Origin of the sequence: Coraliomargarita sinensis (assembly GCF_003185655.1) — a bacterium.
Lineage (GTDB): Bacteria > Verrucomicrobiota > Verrucomicrobiia > Opitutales > Coraliomargaritaceae > Coraliomargarita_B > Coraliomargarita_B sinensis.
Window position 1 is genome coordinate 57,210 of sequence record NZ_QHJQ01000002.1, and the last position, 17,521, is coordinate 74,730.

Genomic DNA, 17,521 nt, shown 5'->3' on the forward strand with positions numbered 1-17,521 from the left:
GTGGTGTCACGCTTAAAAGCATAGACAAAGTAAGTCAGTCTTTCCCCGAGTGCTTCTTGCGCGCTGTTTCTAATCTTACAGCCTTGCGATGTTCAAGGTAGGGCAATGAGACAGTCGCCAGCAGCCTGCCCTGAGGCTTAAAGAACTTCCCGGTGGCGAACGACAGGCACGGGGCTATTGGGGTAGTCCGGATCGTCGCCGAACCATTCGGCGCGGGCTTTGCCGTCCTCGACTGTGATGCCGAGGAAGCCACCCTTTTCGCTGAAGAAGCGGTGAAACTTCGCCTTGTAACCGGTATTGCCGCCGTAGCTGTGCTGGTCGTTGATCGGGCCGCAGCCCATTTCGACAAGGCCGGTCTTCGGATCTTCCGAGCAATACTGCCAGTGGCGGTCCCCGCAGATAACGTAAGTATTGTCCAGTTGGCTGAGGAAGTCGCGAAGCTCCCGGCCCTCGTGCGAAAAACCGGCATTGGAGTGGTTGTCGTTTTTACCCCGCTTGTCCGGGCCGACTATTGGGCCCGGTGTAATCACAAATTTGTAAGTCGCGTCCGACTCTTCCAGGGTACGCTTCAGCCATGCTTTTTGTGCTTCACCCAGAATGGTTTTTTGGGGGCCGTCGGGCATGTTGTTGGGCGAACGGAAGTCGCGGTTTTCCGTCATCCAAATCTGCACGTCCTTGCCCCAGCGGAAGGTGCGGTAGGTTTTTTCTTTCATCGGCACCTGTTCGCGAAAAAGAGCGAGCCCTTCTTCCCAGGTGAGATCGCCGTAGGTCTGCCCCGGCCAGCAGTCGTTTTTGAGGGTGTCGTGGTCGTCCTTCATGAAGTACGAGGTCACGTTCTGGTGAAAGCGGCGGTTGTGGCCATAAGCAAACATGAGGTTCCACTTGGCGCGGGCCTCGGCCGCGTTCTTCGCCAGCGGTGCCCTGTCGTAGTAAATAATGTCGCCCGTGTGGACGAAGAAATGGGGATCAAAGCCCAGCATCTGATGGTAGCTGTGGTGCCCTTCCGGGCCTGAATCGATACTGCGCACCGCCTGGCAAGTGGTGACGACGAACCTGACCGGCGCTGCATCCTCATGCTTTGGTGCGGTATGGAAGCTCCCGTTGATAACCGCGCTGCATGTTGACGAGGCCTCCGGTCGCGCCTGGACCCGGTAGGCATATCTGGTGTTTGCAGACAGCCCGTTGAGTTCGACTTGTTTGATAAAATCGCGCTCAAGATCTACGCGGTGCCAGCCCGTGTGGTGTGTTTGATTCGAATCAGCATTCTCGGCCCAATACTCGATCATGACCTCGCCCGTCTGGCCGGGAAGAATGTCGGTGGGCATATGGCTGTTGTCCCTTGTTCTCTTCTCCAGACCTCCCGTCAGGATCGGCAGGCGGTCAAAGTCCGCCGCCGGTTTTGCGGTCAGTCGTATCCAGACCAGGGCACTGTCCTGATCAACTTCACCCACCTTGACGCCGTTGCCGAGGTAGGGGCCTGCCGCAGAGCAACAATGAGCGAGCAAAAGAAGAAGGATAGATCGATGCAGCATATCGAGCAATACATCATCCGTGTGGTCGGATGACAATGTGATATGATCGGTACAGGGTGAATCAAACGGAAGATCTTTGGTCGAAAACTTGAATGTAGCCGAAGCCCTTCGGCTTTGGACGGTAGGCCTTGCGGTTAAGAAGTGGTCGAGGACCAAACTACGAAACTAGAGTATGGACCAAACGCGAAGACGTTCGCCTACGTGGGTAGGTTAGCGATTACTTAGGAAAAAGTCGCCCCCGGTAGAAACTTGAATTTAGCCGAAGCCCTTCGGCTTTGGGCGGTGGGCCTTGCGGTTAAGAAGTGGTCGAGGACCAAACGCGAAGGCGTTCGGCTACGGCATGGAAATTTCAGACTATACTACGGGTTTCATGCTCTTCAAAATATCCGAGCCTTGCTCGTGGCTGCTTTTTTCCTTTTGTCCACTCTATGAAGCGTAAACTTCCCAGGCTGGCTCCGGAATATTATCGTGGAAAAGCCTATGTTTTTTGGACGCATACCACGGAAAAGCGGGAACAGTTTGGTTTGAATCGGGAATTTCATTTGAACTTCCGAGAGGTTTTATTGCACGCCTGTATTCGCTATCAGCTGGCGACTCCGGCTTACTGTATTATGCCGGATCATATTCATCTTTTTTGGGTGGGCACACGTTCCGAGAGTGATCAAATCAAAGCATGCTCATTTTTTAGAAAGTACCTTGGGGAGCGTATCCGTCCGGTGCGCTGGCAACGGCAGGCACACGATCATGTGGTTCGTGAAGATGAACGTACGACGGGCCGCTACGCGGATTCGGTCAATTATATCCTGATGAACCCCGTGCGAGCCGGATTGGTCGAGCATTGGCAGGATTATGCCTACTTGGGCGCGCTATTGCCCGGTTATCCGGATCTGGACCGCAGAGATCCGGCCTTTAACGATCTTTTTTGGAAATTGCTGGCCCAGTAGTCAGTTGCCTGTCTGCCAATGGCTGAAACGCTCGAAGTGAGTATCTGAATGTAGCCGAAGCCCTTCGGCTTTGGACGGTAGGCCTTGCGGTTAAGAAGTGGTCGAGGACCAAACTACGAAACTAGAGTATGGACCAAACGCGAAGGCGTTCGGCTACGTGGATAGGATGGGCCGGACCAAACGCGAAGGCGTACGGTTGCGCAGTTGGATTCAGCAAAGAGAATTTCTTCTTGGTTTGACGGAGATTGGGCCTCCGCGTTCTTTAGGGGATGCAAATAGAGATCACGGTCTACTTATGACTTTTGAACATAGCCCATCCGTGTGTGTCGATTGAGCGCAGACGAAGAAAATTTTTTGAGATACGATATGCATCAAAAACCTATACTTTTAATAATATTCTTCTGGGCCTTTATTCATATCGCATCGGCGGGGCCGGAGCAGTCGGTCGTCCAGATTACCAACTACACGCAACAGCCGGACTGGGTGGAGCCCTGGCGCTTTTCTCCCGTCAGTGGAGGCCTGGGCAGCGGGTTCGTCATCGAAGGCCAGCGTATTATGACGAATGCTCATGTTGTCAGTTGGTCGAAACAGCTCATCGTTTACCGTTTTCAGGATCCCCAGCCCTATCGGGCGACGGTGGAATACATCGGGCACGACTGCGACCTGGCGGTGTTGCGGGTGGACGATCCCACTTTTTTTGAGGGCATCCCCGCTCTTGAGATCGGCGAACTCCCCGGTGTGCGTTCGGTGGTCACCACCTACGGCTATCCTTCGGGCGGTCGCCAGATTTCCTACACAAGCGGTGTGGTTTCACGCATTGAGGTGCAGCGCTACATGCAGCCGAGTAACCGTAATCTGCTTACGGTGCAGACCGATGCTGCGATCAATCCCGGCAACAGTGGTGGCCCCGTCATCCAGGACGGCAAAGTGGTCGGTGTCTCTTTTCAGGGGAAACCGGGTCTGGAGAATGCCGGATTTTTTATACCCCCGGTTATTATCAGCCATTTTCTGGAAGACATTGCGGACGAAAGGTATGACGGCTTTCCCGACGCGGGGATCAGTATCGTCAAGCTGACAAATCCGGCATTTCGCGAGGCGCTCGGTCTGCCGCAGTCGAACACCGGGGCACGAATCGACAGTCTGCTGCACCCATTCCCTAAGACGCACGAATTGATTCGGGAAAACGACGTACTGCTGGAGGTTTCCGGCTACGAGGTCGGCAGTGACGGCACAATTCTTTATCAGGGGAATCGAGTGCACTGCTCCATCCTCTTTGACGAAGTGCAGCACGGTGAATCGATCGAGCTCAAAGTCTGGCGCAAGAATGAAGCCCTCGATATCGAGCTACCACTCTACGTGAACCGCGAAGACCGTATTTCGGGGAACCAGTACGAACCACCGCCCTACATTATCGTCGGTGGGCTGGTCTTTACCGAACTCAGTAGTAACTACCTCGGCTCGCTGGGCCGTAACTGGCGCAACAAGATCAGTCCGGAAATTCTCTACGAGCTGATCTACCGGAACCGGTTGGGGGAGGACGAGGCCCGCGAGAAACCCATCGTGCTGTCGAAAATCCTGAAGCATCCCAGCAACGTGGATTTTGCCGTGGGCTCGCGCTCTATTCTCACCGAACTGAACGGCAGCGAGATTACCAACATGGCGGATTTCAAGGCAGCCCTCGAAAATACCGAGGATGAATTTTATCGTTTCCGTTTCCTTTCCGGGGCCGAGGAGGCGCTGAACCGGGCCGATGCCTTGGCAGCCGACCGGCAACTCATCCAGCAATACAACATTCCATCCGCACAACGCCTTTAAGATCACTATGAAGCAAATCGCTGGAATTATTCTTTTCTCTCTCTCATTGGCTCCGCTGGCAGCCTTCGCGGCGTTGAATCCGGAAACGTCGCTTGTCGAAATCGAAGTCACCAGGAAGGATTACGATTACAGAACGCCCTGGATCACACGGAATGATCAGGTCCGCAAGAATGGCATCCTGATCGGGGCCAATCGAATTCTCACCACGGCCGACGGTCTCTCGGGGCAGTATCTCTGCCGGATCAAGAAGGGTGGTGTGAGCCGGCAATACACCGCCGATCTGGTCTGGGTCGACTATTACGCCAATGTGGCCATTCTCGATGTGCCGGAGCCGGACTTCTGGAAGGGTATGGAGCCGGTTGCACTGGCCAAAACCATTCCCCAGAGCGGTGAACTGCAAATCTACCGTTGGCGCGGGGGACGGATCGAGGAACGGGTCGCCGAGATTATCCGTCTCTTCAGCGGAACCAGTAAAATGAGCTATTTGCAGCATTTGGTGCTGACGGTCTCTTCCACCATCAGCTCTGCCGGTTGGTCCGAAGTTGTTTTCGATGACAACCAACTGGTGGGCCTGACGGCATCCGCATCCAAGGACACCCTGACGATTCTACCCGCGCAGTTTATCGCCAAAGTGATTGAGCGCCACAATCGCGAAAATGATCCCGGGCTGGGTTATTTTGATTTTAAATACATAAGGGGCAAAAATCCGGCCTTGCTGGCATCGAAGGGCTTAGAGCGTCGTGATGTCGGTGTGGTGGTCACCGAAATCGGAGGCAAGGGCTTGTCTTCGGATGCGCTGCAGGTCGGCGACGTGATTTTAGAGATCGATGGATTCGAGATTGATAGTGAGGGGAAATACATCGATCCCGATTACGGCCGGCTTTCCATGAGTGGTCTGGCTACGCGGGCGCATGCGGCCGGTGAGAGCATTGCCTTCAAGATCTGGCGTGACGGTAAAGAACAGCGCGTGGACTACACTCTGCCGCGGGCCGACTTCGAGAAGGGCCTGATCCCGGATCGTCGCTACGATGCCCCGCCGCAATATCTGATTGAAGGAGGTCTGGTTTTCCAGCCGCTTAACGGGCCTTTGCTTGAAGCGCTGGGTAAGAACATCCCGCCTTTGCTCGACTACTACAGCCAGCAAAAAGGAGTCAACGGGCGCAAGGGGCTGGTTGTCCTGAGCGGTGTCCTGCCCGATGATTATAACCTTGGCTACGAAGACCTCCGCTACGTGCTGGTCGACGAGATTAATGGTCGAACAATCAACAATCTGAATGATATCCAGACTGCTCTGGAAGAACCCGAAACCGCCTACCACAACATCCGTTTCATGCCCGAGGAGCGCATCCAGCATATTGTGCTCGATGCCCGGGAGATGGAGGACGCCACCAACCGGATTTTACAAAATTACCGGATTCCGAGTGGGAGTCAGTTGTAGCTTTACGGGATACGTGATGCGGGATACGTGATGCGGGATACGTGATGCGGGATATGCGATGTGGGTGATTGATCGCGGGCTAGCTTCCGGTCGCATTACATCTTTTCCAGCGTGCGGATACCCAGTAATTCGAGGCCGGTTTTCAGAACTGTGCGTGTTCGGGCACAGAGTAGCAGCCGGCGTGCTTTAATCTCCGGCTCATCCACCAGAACACGGTCGGCGTTGTTGAAACTGCTGTAGGCGCTGGCCAGTTCGTACAGGTAAGTGCAGAGGAAGTGGGGGCGCAAGTCGTTCAGCGTCAGTTCCAGCGCGTTGACAAAGCCCATCAGCTTCCGGGCGAGCGCATGCTCGGGCTCGGTTTCAAGCGGACTGGCCTCGGCAAAGCTGTCTTCGGGGCTCGCTCCCCCTTTCCGGAAGATGCTGTTGATCCGGGCGACCGCATAAAGAAGGTAGGGTGCGGTGTTCCCTTCAAAGCTGAGCATACGGTTCCAGTCGAAGACATAATCCTGCGTGCGATTGCTGCAAAGGTCGGCGTATTTGAGTGCGCCGATGCCGACGGCATCGGCGATATCGCGCCGCTCGTCTTCCGAGAGGTCGGCATTCTTTTCCGTGACCACGGAATAAGCGCGTTCGCGGGCCTCATCCAGGAGGGCCTGGAGTTTGATCGATTCCCCGGACTTGGTTTTGAAGGGTTTTTTATCCTCGCCCAGAATCGTGCCCCACCAGACGTGGCTCATCTCGGGCAATGGATAGCCCTTGGCCTTAAACCATTTCTCCGTGGTCAGAAAGAGCTGCTGGAAGTGGTCCTGCTGACGCGCGTCGGTCAGGTAGATCACCTCGTCGGCCTTGAATTCTTCCACGCGGTAGAGAATGGTGGCGAGGTCGGTGGTGGCGTAGTTGGAGGCGCCGTCTTTCTTGCGAATATTGAAGGGGTAGGGGCGTTCGTTGTCGCGGGCAAATTTTTTTACCTCGTCGTGCCAGACCACCAGTGCGCCTTCACTCTCTTCGGCCAGACCGGCATCGGTGAGCTCCTCGTAGATGCGCTCGACTTTGTCGCGGTAGAAGGACTCGCCCAGGGCCATGTCCACGTGTACCCCCATCTGCTCGAAGAGCTTGTCAAAGGCCGCCATTGAGATGTCGACGATCTGCTGCCAGAGCGCGGTGTTGTCCGGGTCGCCGTTCTGCAGCTTGACCAGCTCGTCGCGCGAGACGTCGCGCAGTTCGGGCTGTTCCTTTTCCAGGGCCGAACCGTCCTTGTAGAGCTGGTCCAGTGTGGCCAGCGCACTTTCGCCCTCAAGCGTATCCAGGTCGATGTTGTCGCGCTTGATCTTCATGATCAGGGTGCCGAAGTTCGTGCCCCAGTCGCCGATATGGTTGTCGCGGATGGTGTCGGCGCCGCAGAAGTCGAGTAGACGGGCGATGGCCTCTCCGATCACCATGGGGCGGAGGTGCCCGATGTGGGCCTGCTTGGCGGTATTGGCACTCGGGTAGTCGATGACCACTTTGCGGCCGTGTTTCAGTTCGCGCGCGCCGGACTGGTAGTCGTCCGGGGTGGAGTAGGCCTGCAGCCATTGCCAGAGGAAGGCACTGCTCAGCTTGAAATTGATGAATCCGGGGCCAGCCAACGAAAGCTCGACCATCTCAGGATCGAATACTCCGGAGGCTAGCAGCGCGTCGATTAATTTTTGCCCGAGTTCGCGCGGATTGGCTTTCTGCCGCTTGGCATGACCCAATACGCCGTTGACCTGAAAGTCACCGAACTTGGGATCGGCCGGGCGTACCACCGGGTCGAATTCGGGACCGAAGTCTTCGAGCTCGGCAGCGATGCTGCGAACGTGTTGATCAATAACGAGCGATGGGTTGAACCAAACCTGCATCTGGCCAAGCAAGAATGCAAATGCCGGGGGTCAAGCCTGAAGGTGGTTGGGTGGTGGGTTGTTGGGGAGTGGATCTCTTGTTGTTGAGTGATTTGGCGCGATCGGGAATCAAAAATCGGTCCTTAGTGGCTCTTTGCGGGGCAGTCATGGACCGCGGCTGATTCAACCGGCTGGTCACTTTAGGCTCGACAATGAGCGCAGAATCCTATGCAAAAAAAGGCTTATGCCGTCTCGAACGGCTTTCACCAACATACATACACAACTCATTCAATGAGAAAAAAGATCATTAGCGCGCGTAAGTTTATCAAGCCGTCCTACAGCTATCTTCTGGAGAAGAAGCGTGACGGCGGCGAGTTTTCCGACGAGGAAATCCGTTATATCGTCGATTCCATTCTCGACGAGGAAATGCCGGAATATCAACAAGCTGCCTTTGCCATGGCGGTTTATTTCCAGGGCATGTCGGCTCAGGAAACCGCAGTTTTTGCCGAAGAAATGATGCTCTCCGGCGAAGTAATCGATTTGACACGGATTACCCGTCCTAAGATCGACAAATATTCCACCGGCGGTGTCGGGGACAAGACGACACTGGTTCTGGCCCCGCTTGCCGCGGCCGCAGGTGTGGTGATGCCCACCATGAACGGGGTCGACGAAGAGCATGTCATCAGCAATCTCGACAAGCTCTCCGCCATTCCGAAATTCAACCCGGTTCTGGACCTCAAGGGTTTTAAGGCTCAGCTTAAGAAAGTCGGCTGCACCTTTATCCAGCAGGATGAGGAGATCGCACCCGTGGACAGTATTCTCTACAAGATGCGCCTGCAGACCGGTACGATCCCGAGCTTGCCGCTCATCACCGGTTCGGTGCTCAGCCGTAAGCTGGCGGAAGGGGCCGAAGGGCTCGTCATCGACGTGAAGTGGGGCAACGGTTCCTTCATCAAAGATGTGGAGCAGGCCAAACAGCTCGCCCGTTCCATTACCCGCGTCGGCCGCTCGATGAAGCGCCGCTGCGTGGCACTGGTGACGGATATGAATCAACCGCTTGGCGACACCGTAGGCACCGCCCTCGAACTGAAGGAGGCAATCGACCTTCTCAAGGGCGAAGGTCCGGAAGATTTGCAGGAGCTTGTGCTCAAGCTCGGCATGGAAATCGTCCGTCTCGCCGGTGTGGCCGGGTCCACTCTCTCGGCCAAGCAAACCGTCCAGCGTCACCTCAAGGACGGCTCCGCCCTCGAAAAGTTCAAGGAGATGGTCGAAGCACAGGGAGGTGATACTTCCGTGATTGATGATCCGGACAAGTTCCCGACCGCGAAGCACATCCGTAAACTGCCCGCACCGAAGCGCGGCTACGTGCACACCATTAATGCCGGGCTCATCGCCGAAGGTGTGGCCAAGCTGGCCAAGAAGAAGAACGGCAAGTACGATCCGGCCGTCGGTGTTTCCGAAATCAAGAAGGTGGGTACGCAGGTCAAGCAGGGTGAGCCACTCATGATGATCCACTACAACGATGAAGCCAAGATGGAAGAGGCCCTCGAGTTCCTCAAGACCGCCTACCGCCTGGCACCGAAGCGCCCGAACCCACCGGAGCTCATCGTCGAGCGCGTGGCTTAATCAGTCCCGGAACATTTTTTCAAAACCCCGTCTTCGGACGGGGTTTTTTGTTTGCTCGATAAGCAGGCCAGTTAAGGCTCCTGAATAATACCGCGACCGACCCGTACCACGTAGCATTCGCTCGTCAGAGGAATGACGCATTCGCTGTTTTGTTATCAAACTGCTAACACACACGAAAAATCCTCAAGTCGCTGTACATTAGTCTCTTGTGAATAAAAATCACATCACGGAACCCGGGGATCTTTCCTGATATTGCGTCATTCGTCCCGAAATGGGCTTCTGAACGACGTATTTCGTGGAAATACCAAGGCTGAGAAAAAAGTTTTGCTAGTCCCGGGCAACCGGATAAAAATCGCGCGAAACTCGATTTTTGCTGACCATACTAGCTATAGTCCGTAAAGTTTAACGGTTTATCGCTTATGTATTCCGCAAAAACGCCCCCATGATATGCGTCATTCAATGACGCTGTTAACACTGTTGGCAGAATGAAATGAATTTCGACAAACCGCTAGCCAGACCGATCCGGGTTCTGCTGAAGCCAAGTCTATATGCTTTGCCAGCTTCGGCAGCCTGCCTAATAATTAGCCGTTTTCTCCCCTACGAATATTCAGAAATAGTCTTTCCTTCTGCGTTTGCAGTATTCTCGTGCTGCATCGTCCTTTGGACTCCCTACCTGATAGCAACCGGAGCTTGCTTCTACATGATGAGCCAATTGGAGTTTCCAATGTCTTTGGCAATCGAAGAATGGAGTTTGCACGTATTATTGCTTTCCGTGATCGCGATTATGCTATGGCGAACCTACAGGCATTGGCCTTTCGATAAGAAAAAGAAAGGGAAGACAGCTCCATGGTGGGCATTTCTTTTAGGTGGCTCCGCAGCACTCGGTCTATTTGCTCTAATGGCATATTTCCTACATTACCAAGATCTATGAAAATAATGGTGCCAACCAGTCGAGGTAGTCAATGCGAGTGCCGCCGCTGGAAACCCCGGGAACCACTTGCACGATTGACCCGTTAGGCTCGCATCGACTACTCTTAACGTTCGGTCGATGGTATCAAATGGCGTTACGCAACCTTGGGATTTATACCTGGACTGGTGTTTTCAGTAGCTATTACTGCGATATTTTTCAGTTTTAAGACAACCCGCAGCTTAAAATTCGGCTCTTTGATGTGTCCTGAGAAAAGTGGACATGGGGTTCTCTTAGCCGAAGGATCGGGAAAAATAGTGGCACCCGGCCCTGACGGGCCGTATCATGGTGAAGTGTTATGGGGCTGAGCTGCTGGTAATGGTGGCTCAATCGCGGGAAATAGAAGCCAGGACCCGTCGGTAGTTTTGTTTACGGACCCATCCTTGAGCGCCGCCTTCGGTTTTGATTTCGACGTAGTCGCCGTGTTGGTCGACTTTTTGTCCGCGTTCACCGGGGCGGGCGAGTCCGACCTGCGGGGCCGCGCTGGCCGGTGCGGCGTGCAGGGTAACTTGGGACGGTCCGAGCACGATACCCTGGGTGGGCAGCTGCCGGCTTTGATACAGAGCACCGGCGGCAACGATCAGTCCGATGAGGCCGAGGGTGCGGGCTGCCTTAATCTGCAGGCTGATGCGGCAACCGCCGGCCGTGGGCAACCAGATAGCGGCCAGGGTGAGCCAGAAACAGGTACTGAGAAGGATGATCCAGCCCTGCTGGCTGAGTATTCTGCTGGCGAGCTCGTGCCATTCGGGCCTGGCATTGGGCAGCCCAAGCTGTTGTCGCAGGGCACCGAGTTTGAACTGGTATTCCACGTTCTCGGGTGCGAGCAGGGTGGCCCGCTCCAGATGCCAGACCGATTCGCTGACCTTACCTTCCCGGTAGAGGGCAAGTGCCAGATTGTGTTGTGCGGCTGCGGTTTCCTTGTCGGCCACGGCTTCCGTGAAGGCACGGCTGGCCTCCGCGTATTCGGAATCGTGATAGGCATCGATGCCTTGCTGGAAGGCGTCTTCAGCTAATGCCGCGGCACCGCTGAGGAAAAAGAATAGCAGGATTCGAATCTTCATAGCGCTTTGAGGATCCTTTCGATTTGTTGTTGGGCATCGGTGTAAGCTTTTTCTGCGTTTCCCCCGAAGCGGTGGGCATTGGCAGTTTCAAAGAATGCCCGGCAGTCCTCTGCGGCCTGCCCGGAGAGAAGAGCTTCGATTTGAGCGCTTTCGGCACTCTGCATGGATCGACCGGTTTTCACCGTAGCGGCATGGCGGACGGCCAGCTCCCCCTGTTTGTAGAACGTTTCCGCATCATCCGCCCGAAGCGCTTCGAGGTAGCCCTGTCGGGCGGCTTTGAGCGCCTGCTTTGCCTCGGCCCGCAGGGCATAGCGGGGGTCCTGGCGGTGGCGTCGGTTGCGGTAGAGCAGGGTCGCACCAGCGGCGATGAGAAGCCCCGCAAGGATGTTGAGCCCAATGAAGACGGGGCTTCGTAGGATGCCGTAGCCGACCGGACGCGGCTCTTTCGGGCGGTAGTCGAGGGTGAGCAGCGCTTCCTCCGAACTCAGGGCTTTTGAAAGTTGCAGGTCCGGTTCGGGCGTCCCGCGGGTGGGTGGAGGCGGTGTGGGGCTGAAGTTGTTTTTAGCTGGCGAAACCTCCACCGGGATGGGCGGAGCGGTTAATTCGACGTATTCCTCCTGCTCCGGGTCGAAATAGCTGAACCTGGTTTCCGGGATACTGAGCTTGCCCGGGCGCTGCGGCACGAAGACGTAATCGAAGCGCTGGCTGCCGGTCAGGCCGAGGCTGTCGGCAGGTTCAAATTGTGTTTCCGGATCGTAGTGCTTCCAGTCGTCTGAATCGGCAAAGCTTGGACCGGTGATACGCTCGAAGTTGCCGCTCCCCTTTAGGACAACGGAGAGCATGATCGGTTCACCCTGTGCGGTCGTATCGCTATCGGTTCCGACTTCCATGGCGATATCGCCAATCGCACCGGAAAAGCTCTCCGGTTGCCCTTCTTCGGGGAGTGGCAGAACGTCGATGGAGAGCGCATCCGTGTAGACATTGATCCGCTCGGAGCGGCCGAAGAAATCGTCGAAGAGGCTGCTGCCAAGGGGACTGCGGCCGAAGCGGTCCCGGTTGTTGTTTTGTCCGGGCAAGCGGGCGGTGAGGGCGAACTGAAAACTCAGTGCCTGCTCGCCGGTTTGAATCGGTGTGAGTGTGAGGGGCCAGGTGAGGGTTCGGTAGCGGCGTCCTTTCACCATTTCCACACCCTCGCGGTAATCCTCCGGGAGTTCACTGATGGTAAATCCGTCAGCACTGCGATCAAATGAGTTCAGGCCTCGGAGTTGGGCCTCCTCCCCGACGTAGAGCTTCAGGTCTAGTGCCACCATCTGTCCGACGTAGAGCTTCTCCGGAAGATCGGCCTTAAGAAAAATCAGTTCGTCGCGGGAGGGGCCGGCATCCGCAGAGCGCTCCAGTACTTTCAAGGTGGCGGCGGGCACTCGCAAGCGCTGTCCTTTGTATTCAAAGGTGTATGCCGGAATCGTAAAGTCGCCCACGCCGGGAGCCGAGGCGTCGATGATCAGGCTTTGGGTCACACTGTATTCTGCGGCACCGTTGACGATCCGGGTCTGCTGGCTTTTCGAGGTGCGACCGTTGCGCAATTCCAGTTTGTTGGATTCGGGAATCGGCAGCGAGGTAATGCGCTCGACTTCCGGTTGGCTCCGGTCGCTCGTCTCTGAAACTTCGATGACGTATTGCGTCCGATCGCCCAAAGCGATGCGGGGCGGATTGAAGCGCGCCGTCACCTGAATCTCGGCAAGCAGAGCGGCCGGAAACGTGGCTAGTATAATTGTGAATATGCTGAGTAAACGCATGGTGAAATTACCAATCCTGAATGGGTCGGCCCTTGCCGGGTGTCGGTTTGGCAAAGGGTAAAATCTCTTCTTTTCCGCGCAGGCTGTCGAGCAGGTCTTGGGCCTCCTTGATGGTCATGCCTTCGATCTGTGCATTTGCGGACGACTGGGCTGCGCCGCTGGCCTGCTCGCCGCTTTCGCTTTCTTCCGGTTCGCCAACCTGAGGCACCGGTTCCGTGGACTCGCCGGTTTCCTCGTTTTCCTCCTGTGACTCGCCGGGAGTGGGCTCTGGGGTGTCCTGCTCATCGGATTCGCCCGGCTCGGACTGGTTGCTGCCGGACGGCTCGTCCGAAGGCTCCTCCTGGCCGGAAGGAGACTCGCTATCCTGCTCACCCTCCTGTTGTTCGCCGGACTGGCTCTCTTCGTTTTGTGGCTGCCCGGATTGCTCCTCCCCGCTTTGTTCTTGCTCGCCCGATTCGCCTTCCTGCGATTGCTGCTGCTTTTGTTCGTTCTCCTGTTCCGAGCCTTCCTCTTTCTGGTCTTCAGAGGCCTCGCTGTCCGAGGCATCCTGCTCATCGGATTGCTCTGAGTCCTGCTGCTCTTGTTCCTCCTGCTGCTGGTTTTCCTGCTCTTTTTGTTGCTCGAGGAATTGTTCGATGGTTTCGCGGACTTTGCGGGTCCGTTCCAAATCCTGGCGGATCGTGTTGTCGTTCGGATCGAGTTCGAGCGCGGATTCAAAAAGTTTTTCCGCGGAGCGAATTCGTTTCAACGCGCCCTCGGCGTCGCCCTGATCGTAATCGGCGCGCCCGAGTTGGTAGGTGGCGTGGCCCATGTTGTAGAGCGCGTCGCGCTGGAGCGAGCGGTCGTTGGTTTGCCGCATGGCCTCGGTGTAAAGTTCGTTGGCGGTGGCGTAATCACCCTCGGTGAGCGCGGTGTGGGCTTCGTTGTAGGGGGTGGCTTCGGCCGGGTTCGGCGAAACCATGAGAAGGGAGAGCAGTAGGAGTGCGGCCTGGCTGGCCCGGGGGCGGCGACTGCGGATGACAATCTCCAGAATCAGGAAGGCCAGGGCGGTGGTCAGGAGCCACTGAAAGCGCTCGATACGCACTTCCTGTAATTCCGATTCGCGCTCCTCGCGTGGTAAGGTGGCCAGCACGGAATCGTAGAGTGCTTCGAGCGAACTACCGCCCAGGCGGCTGTAGCTCCCCCCGGTGAGCTGGGCAATCTGCTGCAGGGTCGCTTCGTCAAGCTGGCTGCGCACAGGCTGGTCGTTGCGGTCACGGACGAACTCCTCGATCCCCTGCTCGTTGCGTATACGCAGGTATTCGCCCTGCGGGGTGCCGATACCGATGGTGAAAATTTGAATGCCATCTTCGGCGGCGGTACGGGCCGCTTCCAGGGCTTGCCCGCCGAGGTCTTCACCGTCGGTGAGCAGTACGACGACTTTGACATTGGTTTCCGAGGGGAAGGCTTTGGCGGCTTCCTCGATCGCTCTGCCAAGATCGCTGCCCCCGCGCGAAAGAATGGAAGGGTCGGTCGCATTCAGGCTCTCGCGGAAGGCGCCATAGTCCAAGGTGGGCGGCGTTTGTAGGAAGGCTTGGCCGGCAAAGGCCACCAGCCCGATGCGGTCGCTCTCCAGGCGGTCGATCAAATCGAGGATGGCGAGCTTGCCCCGCTCCAGTCGGGTCGGGCGCAGGTCGGTGGCCAGCATACTTTTCGAGCTGTCGAGGGCGAAGACGATGTCGAGGCCCCGGGCCTTGCGCTCTGACCATTCGACGCCATATTGCGGACGGGCGAGAGCCAGCCCGAGCAGGGATACGGCAGCCACGATAAGTGCCGACTTGAGCAAGCGCCGCTGGACGCTGGCTTTCTCCGTGAGCCGGTCGAGCAGGCGGGCTGCCGCGAACCGGCCGAGCAGTTGGCTGCGCTTGCGCCAGCCCAGCAGCACCAGGCTGATGCTGATCAGGGTAAGTACAGGCGTGAGTGCCAACCAGATGGGAGCTTCAAAGGTCATGGCAGGCGGTGATAGCGGGTGTTGCGGAGAATTTGTTCAAGTCCGAGTAGCACCAGCCCGGCGAGCGCGGGCCAAATGAAGAGTTCGGTAAAGCTGGCGTAGGAGCGCAACTCGATCTCGGTCGTTTCCAATTCGTCGATCTCATCGTAGATGCGTTCGAGGTCGCCATCTTCCGTGGCGCTGAAGAATTTGCCCCCGGTCATGGTGGCAATTTCGCGGAGCTCGGTTTCGTCAAAATTCGAGATGTCGCTGCGGCCGCGGTAAACCGGCTTGCCTTCCGCGTCGCGAACAACGCGGCCACTGCGATCGGTTTGTGGAACAGGGACACGGCCTTTCTTGCCGGTGGCGATCGTGTAGACTTTGACGCCGTAGGTCTTTGCTGCTTCCGCAGCGCCAATAGGCGAGAGGGTGCCGGCGTTGTTTTCGCCGTCCGTCAGTAGAATGACAATTCGGCTGCGGGCCTGATGATCCCGCAGGCGATTCACGCTGGCACCGAGGGCGGTGCCGATCGCGGTGCCACTGCCGTCGATCTCGCCCAGTTCCAGCCGCTCCAGGTTTCGCTTCAACCAGTCGTGGTTCAGTGTCAGCGGGCTGACCACGTAGGCATCCGCGGCAAAGGCCACCAGGCCGATGCGATCGTACTCCCGCTTACCGATGAAGTCGTCGACCACCCGCTTGGCGGCATCGAGGCGGGTGACGATATCATCCTGGGTCGAGAGATCGAGTGCGCGCATGGAGCCCGAGAGGTCGAGCGTGACCACGATGTCGATGCCTTCGGCTTCGGAGCTTTCATTCATCTTGCCGAACTGCGGTCGGGCCAGTGCAACAACCAAGGTGGCCAGCGCCAGCAGACGGAGCCCGAAAAGGAACTTGCCCGGGCGGCTTCGGCGATCGCGACTGACGGATCGGGCCAGTGCGGTGCTGGAAAAGCGCACGGCCGCCTCCGGGCCCATGCGCCCCGCCCACCATGCGAGGACGGGAATCAGCAAGAGGAGTAAGAGGAAGGTCGGATCCTGGAACTGAAAAAAGGTCATGGCTGGTCGGTCGCCTCCTTTTTCTTCAGGTTATCAACGAGATGTTTGGCCGTATCCATAAGTTCGATACGTTGCTCATCGCTCAATGTGCGTCGGGCAAATTTGACTCCGTCGCAGTTTTCCAGAAAGTCATGAAGGGTGGTCTTCTCTTCCGGAGGCATTGGTAAGCGGGCGATGGCTTCCGCACTCGTTTTCGAGGTGACGGGCAGGCCCAGGCAGGCTTCCATGTAGCGGCGAACCGCGTTGGCGCAGAGCATGGCGTAGCGCTCATCGTCGGCTGCCTGGGAAGCGGCATCCAGTTCGGCCAGAGCCGCTGTATGTGGATCGACGGGGGTGGGTGCCCTGTTTTTTGAGCGCCGGTACAGCCAGATGAAGCCGCCGACAATGACCAGTATCGCAACTGCGGCCAAGACGATCTGCCAGATCTCGTAGCCACCGTTGACCTCGATCGGGCCGCGCACGTTTTCAAGGCCCGGGCCGTCTGGGAGCGCGGGAAGTTGCGGAGCGGTCGACTGTGCGATTGGAAACATTCAGTGTCGGTTGGAGCGGCGGGCGAAGAGTTGGCGCAGGGCAGGCAGGTAGGGGCCTTCCGTGCTGGCTTCAATCCAATCGAGGCCTTTCTTGCGCATGCCGGAATCGAATGCAGCCTGACGCTCGTCGGCCCGTTTCTGATAGCTTTCACGCACAGCGCGGCTGCCGGTGTCGAGTTCGACCATTTCGCCGGTTTCAGCATCCTCCAGAGTGATCAGGCCCACATTGGGAAGTTCACGCTCGCGCGGATCGGTCAGGGCAATGCTGATCAGGTCGTGGCGTTGGTTGGTCAGGGCCAGCGTGTTGAAGAGTTGCGCATCAACAGCTGAGTCGGAGGCCTGGCTTTCGAGAAAGTCGGAAATGAGGAAAACAACGGCCTTTCGGCGCTGGACCCGGTTGAGGTAATCCAGGGCGGCTTTATGATTGGTGGCCCGGCCGGCCGGTTCATAAAAGAGGATATCCCGAATGACGCGTAGGATGTGCCGCCGACCTTTTTTGGGCGGGATGTAGTGTTCCACATCATCGGTGTAGAGCAGCAGGCCGACCTTGTCGTTGTTTCGGGTGGCGGAGAAAGCGAGCACACTGGCAATCTCGGCGGCGCGTTCACGTTTACTTTGCTCGACCGATCCGAAGATTCCGGAGGCGCTCAAGTCGATCAGCAGCATGAGAGTGAGCTCCCGTTCCTCCCGATAAACCTTGATGAACGGCTTATCCATTTTGGCCGAGACGTTCCAGTCGATGGTACGCACGTCATCGCCGATGGCATACTCCCGCACTTCTTCAAAGTCCATGCCGCGCCCCTTGAACGAGCTGTGGTAGGCACCGGTGACGGAATCCGTAACAAGCTTTCGCGTACGGATCTCGAGGTGGCGGACCTTTTTAATGATGTCGGAGGTATTCACGAGTTGCGGGATACGTGTTGCGGGATTTT

The 17,521-nt window shown here is 56.9% G+C and carries 12 protein-coding genes; 4 read left to right on the forward strand and 8 right to left on the reverse strand.

All coding sequences use genetic code 11. The annotated features are described in order from the left end of the window. Window positions 1–137 precede the first annotated feature (137 nt). A complete protein-coding gene (locus DDZ13_RS02795; RefSeq protein ID WP_110129911.1) occupies window positions 138–1,568 on the reverse strand; it encodes an alkaline phosphatase D family protein in 1,431 nt (476 codons plus the stop codon). A 392-nt stretch (window positions 1,569–1,960) separates the two neighbouring features. Here DDZ13_RS02795 and DDZ13_RS02800 point away from each other — a divergent pair, with 392 nt between their 5' ends. From DDZ13_RS02800 to DDZ13_RS02810, 3 genes are all read left to right on the forward strand, one after another. Continuing rightward, the gene (locus tag DDZ13_RS02800) at window positions 1,961–2,476 is read left to right on the forward strand and encodes a transposase (protein ID WP_110129912.1); all 516 of its coding nucleotides are present in this window, start codon (window positions 1,961–1,963) and stop codon (window positions 2,474–2,476) included. Window positions 2,477–2,842: 366 nt separating this feature from the next. Further along, window positions 2,843–4,291, forward strand: coding sequence for a S1C family serine protease (locus DDZ13_RS02805; protein WP_110130264.1), 1,449 nt, complete (start codon window positions 2,843–2,845; stop codon window positions 4,289–4,291). A gap of 7 nt (window positions 4,292–4,298) precedes the next feature. Further along, on the forward strand, window positions 4,299–5,729 hold the full coding sequence (locus DDZ13_RS02810; protein WP_110129913.1) for a PDZ domain-containing protein: 1,431 nt from the start codon (window positions 4,299–4,301) through the stop codon (window positions 5,727–5,729). Between the two features lie 95 nt (window positions 5,730–5,824). On the opposite strand, the gene argS is transcribed toward DDZ13_RS02810, so the two are convergent. Beyond that, window positions 5,825–7,606, reverse strand: a complete 1,782-nt coding sequence (gene argS, locus DDZ13_RS02815; RefSeq protein ID WP_110129914.1) for an arginine--tRNA ligase — start codon at window positions 7,604–7,606, stop codon at window positions 5,825–5,827. Window positions 7,607–7,876: 270 nt separating this feature from the next. Here argS and DDZ13_RS02820 point away from each other — a divergent pair, with 270 nt between their 5' ends. After that, window positions 7,877–9,211 (forward strand): thymidine phosphorylase, encoded by a 1,335-nt coding sequence (locus tag DDZ13_RS02820; RefSeq protein ID WP_110130265.1) that lies wholly within the window; start codon window positions 7,877–7,879, stop codon window positions 9,209–9,211. Window positions 9,212–10,504: 1,293 nt separating this feature from the next. Here DDZ13_RS02820 and DDZ13_RS02830 read toward each other — a convergent pair. From DDZ13_RS02830 to DDZ13_RS02855, 6 genes are read right to left on the reverse strand one after another with little or no spacing between them, the layout of a single operon-like run. Beyond that, complete coding sequence (locus tag DDZ13_RS02830; RefSeq protein WP_110129916.1) at window positions 10,505–11,239, reverse strand: SH3 domain-containing protein; 735 nt, start codon at window positions 11,237–11,239, stop codon at window positions 10,505–10,507. Beyond that, window positions 11,236–13,035 carry a BatD family protein gene (locus tag DDZ13_RS02835; RefSeq protein ID WP_110129917.1) on the reverse strand — a complete coding sequence of 600 codons (1,800 nt, stop codon included), beginning with the start codon at window positions 13,033–13,035 and terminating at the stop codon, window positions 11,236–11,238. The genes DDZ13_RS02830 and DDZ13_RS02835 overlap by 4 nt, the downstream gene beginning before the upstream one ends. A 7-nt stretch (window positions 13,036–13,042) precedes the next feature. Next, entirely contained in the window at window positions 13,043–15,025 is a 1,983-nt protein-coding gene (locus DDZ13_RS02840; protein ID WP_110129918.1) for a VWA domain-containing protein, read from the reverse strand. Next, entirely contained in the window at window positions 15,022–16,059 is a 1,038-nt protein-coding gene (locus DDZ13_RS02845; protein WP_110129919.1) for a vWA domain-containing protein, read from the reverse strand. Before DDZ13_RS02845 ends, DDZ13_RS02840 begins: the two co-directional genes overlap by 4 nt. Further along, the gene (locus DDZ13_RS02850; RefSeq protein WP_110129920.1) at window positions 16,056–16,589 is read right to left on the reverse strand and encodes a DUF4381 family protein; all 534 of its coding nucleotides are present in this window, start codon (window positions 16,587–16,589) and stop codon (window positions 16,056–16,058) included. Before DDZ13_RS02850 ends, DDZ13_RS02845 begins: the two co-directional genes overlap by 4 nt. Then, the gene (locus DDZ13_RS02855) at window positions 16,590–17,492 is read right to left on the reverse strand and encodes a DUF58 domain-containing protein (RefSeq protein ID WP_110129921.1); all 903 of its coding nucleotides are present in this window, start codon (window positions 17,490–17,492) and stop codon (window positions 16,590–16,592) included. Between the last annotated feature and the right edge of the window lie 29 nt (window positions 17,493–17,521).

What these genes read in the sequence shown, in the direction of transcription:
- DDZ13_RS02800 (WP_110129912.1), top strand. Translation starts at nt 1,961, where the DNA reads ATGAAGCGTAAACTTCCCAGGCTGGCTCCGGAATATTATCGTGGAAAA.
- DDZ13_RS02805 (WP_110130264.1), top strand. Translation starts at nt 2,843, where the DNA reads ATGCATCAAAAACCTATACTTTTAATAATATTCTTCTGGGCCTTTATT.
- DDZ13_RS02810 (WP_110129913.1), top strand. Translation starts at nt 4,299, where the DNA reads ATGAAGCAAATCGCTGGAATTATTCTTTTCTCTCTCTCATTGGCTCCG.
- argS (WP_110129914.1), bottom strand. Translation starts at nt 7,606, where the DNA reads ATGCAGGTTTGGTTCAACCCATCGCTCGTTATTGATCAACACGTTCGC.
- DDZ13_RS02820 (WP_110130265.1), top strand. Translation starts at nt 7,877, where the DNA reads ATGAGAAAAAAGATCATTAGCGCGCGTAAGTTTATCAAGCCGTCCTAC.
- DDZ13_RS02830 (WP_110129916.1), bottom strand. Translation starts at nt 11,239, where the DNA reads ATGAAGATTCGAATCCTGCTATTCTTTTTCCTCAGCGGTGCCGCGGCA.
- DDZ13_RS02835 (WP_110129917.1), bottom strand. Translation starts at nt 13,035, where the DNA reads ATGCGTTTACTCAGCATATTCACAATTATACTAGCCACGTTTCCGGCC.
- DDZ13_RS02840 (WP_110129918.1), bottom strand. Translation starts at nt 15,025, where the DNA reads ATGACCTTTGAAGCTCCCATCTGGTTGGCACTCACGCCTGTACTTACC.
- DDZ13_RS02845 (WP_110129919.1), bottom strand. Translation starts at nt 16,059, where the DNA reads ATGACCTTTTTTCAGTTCCAGGATCCGACCTTCCTCTTACTCCTCTTG.
- DDZ13_RS02850 (WP_110129920.1), bottom strand. Translation starts at nt 16,589, where the DNA reads ATGTTTCCAATCGCACAGTCGACCGCTCCGCAACTTCCCGCGCTCCCA.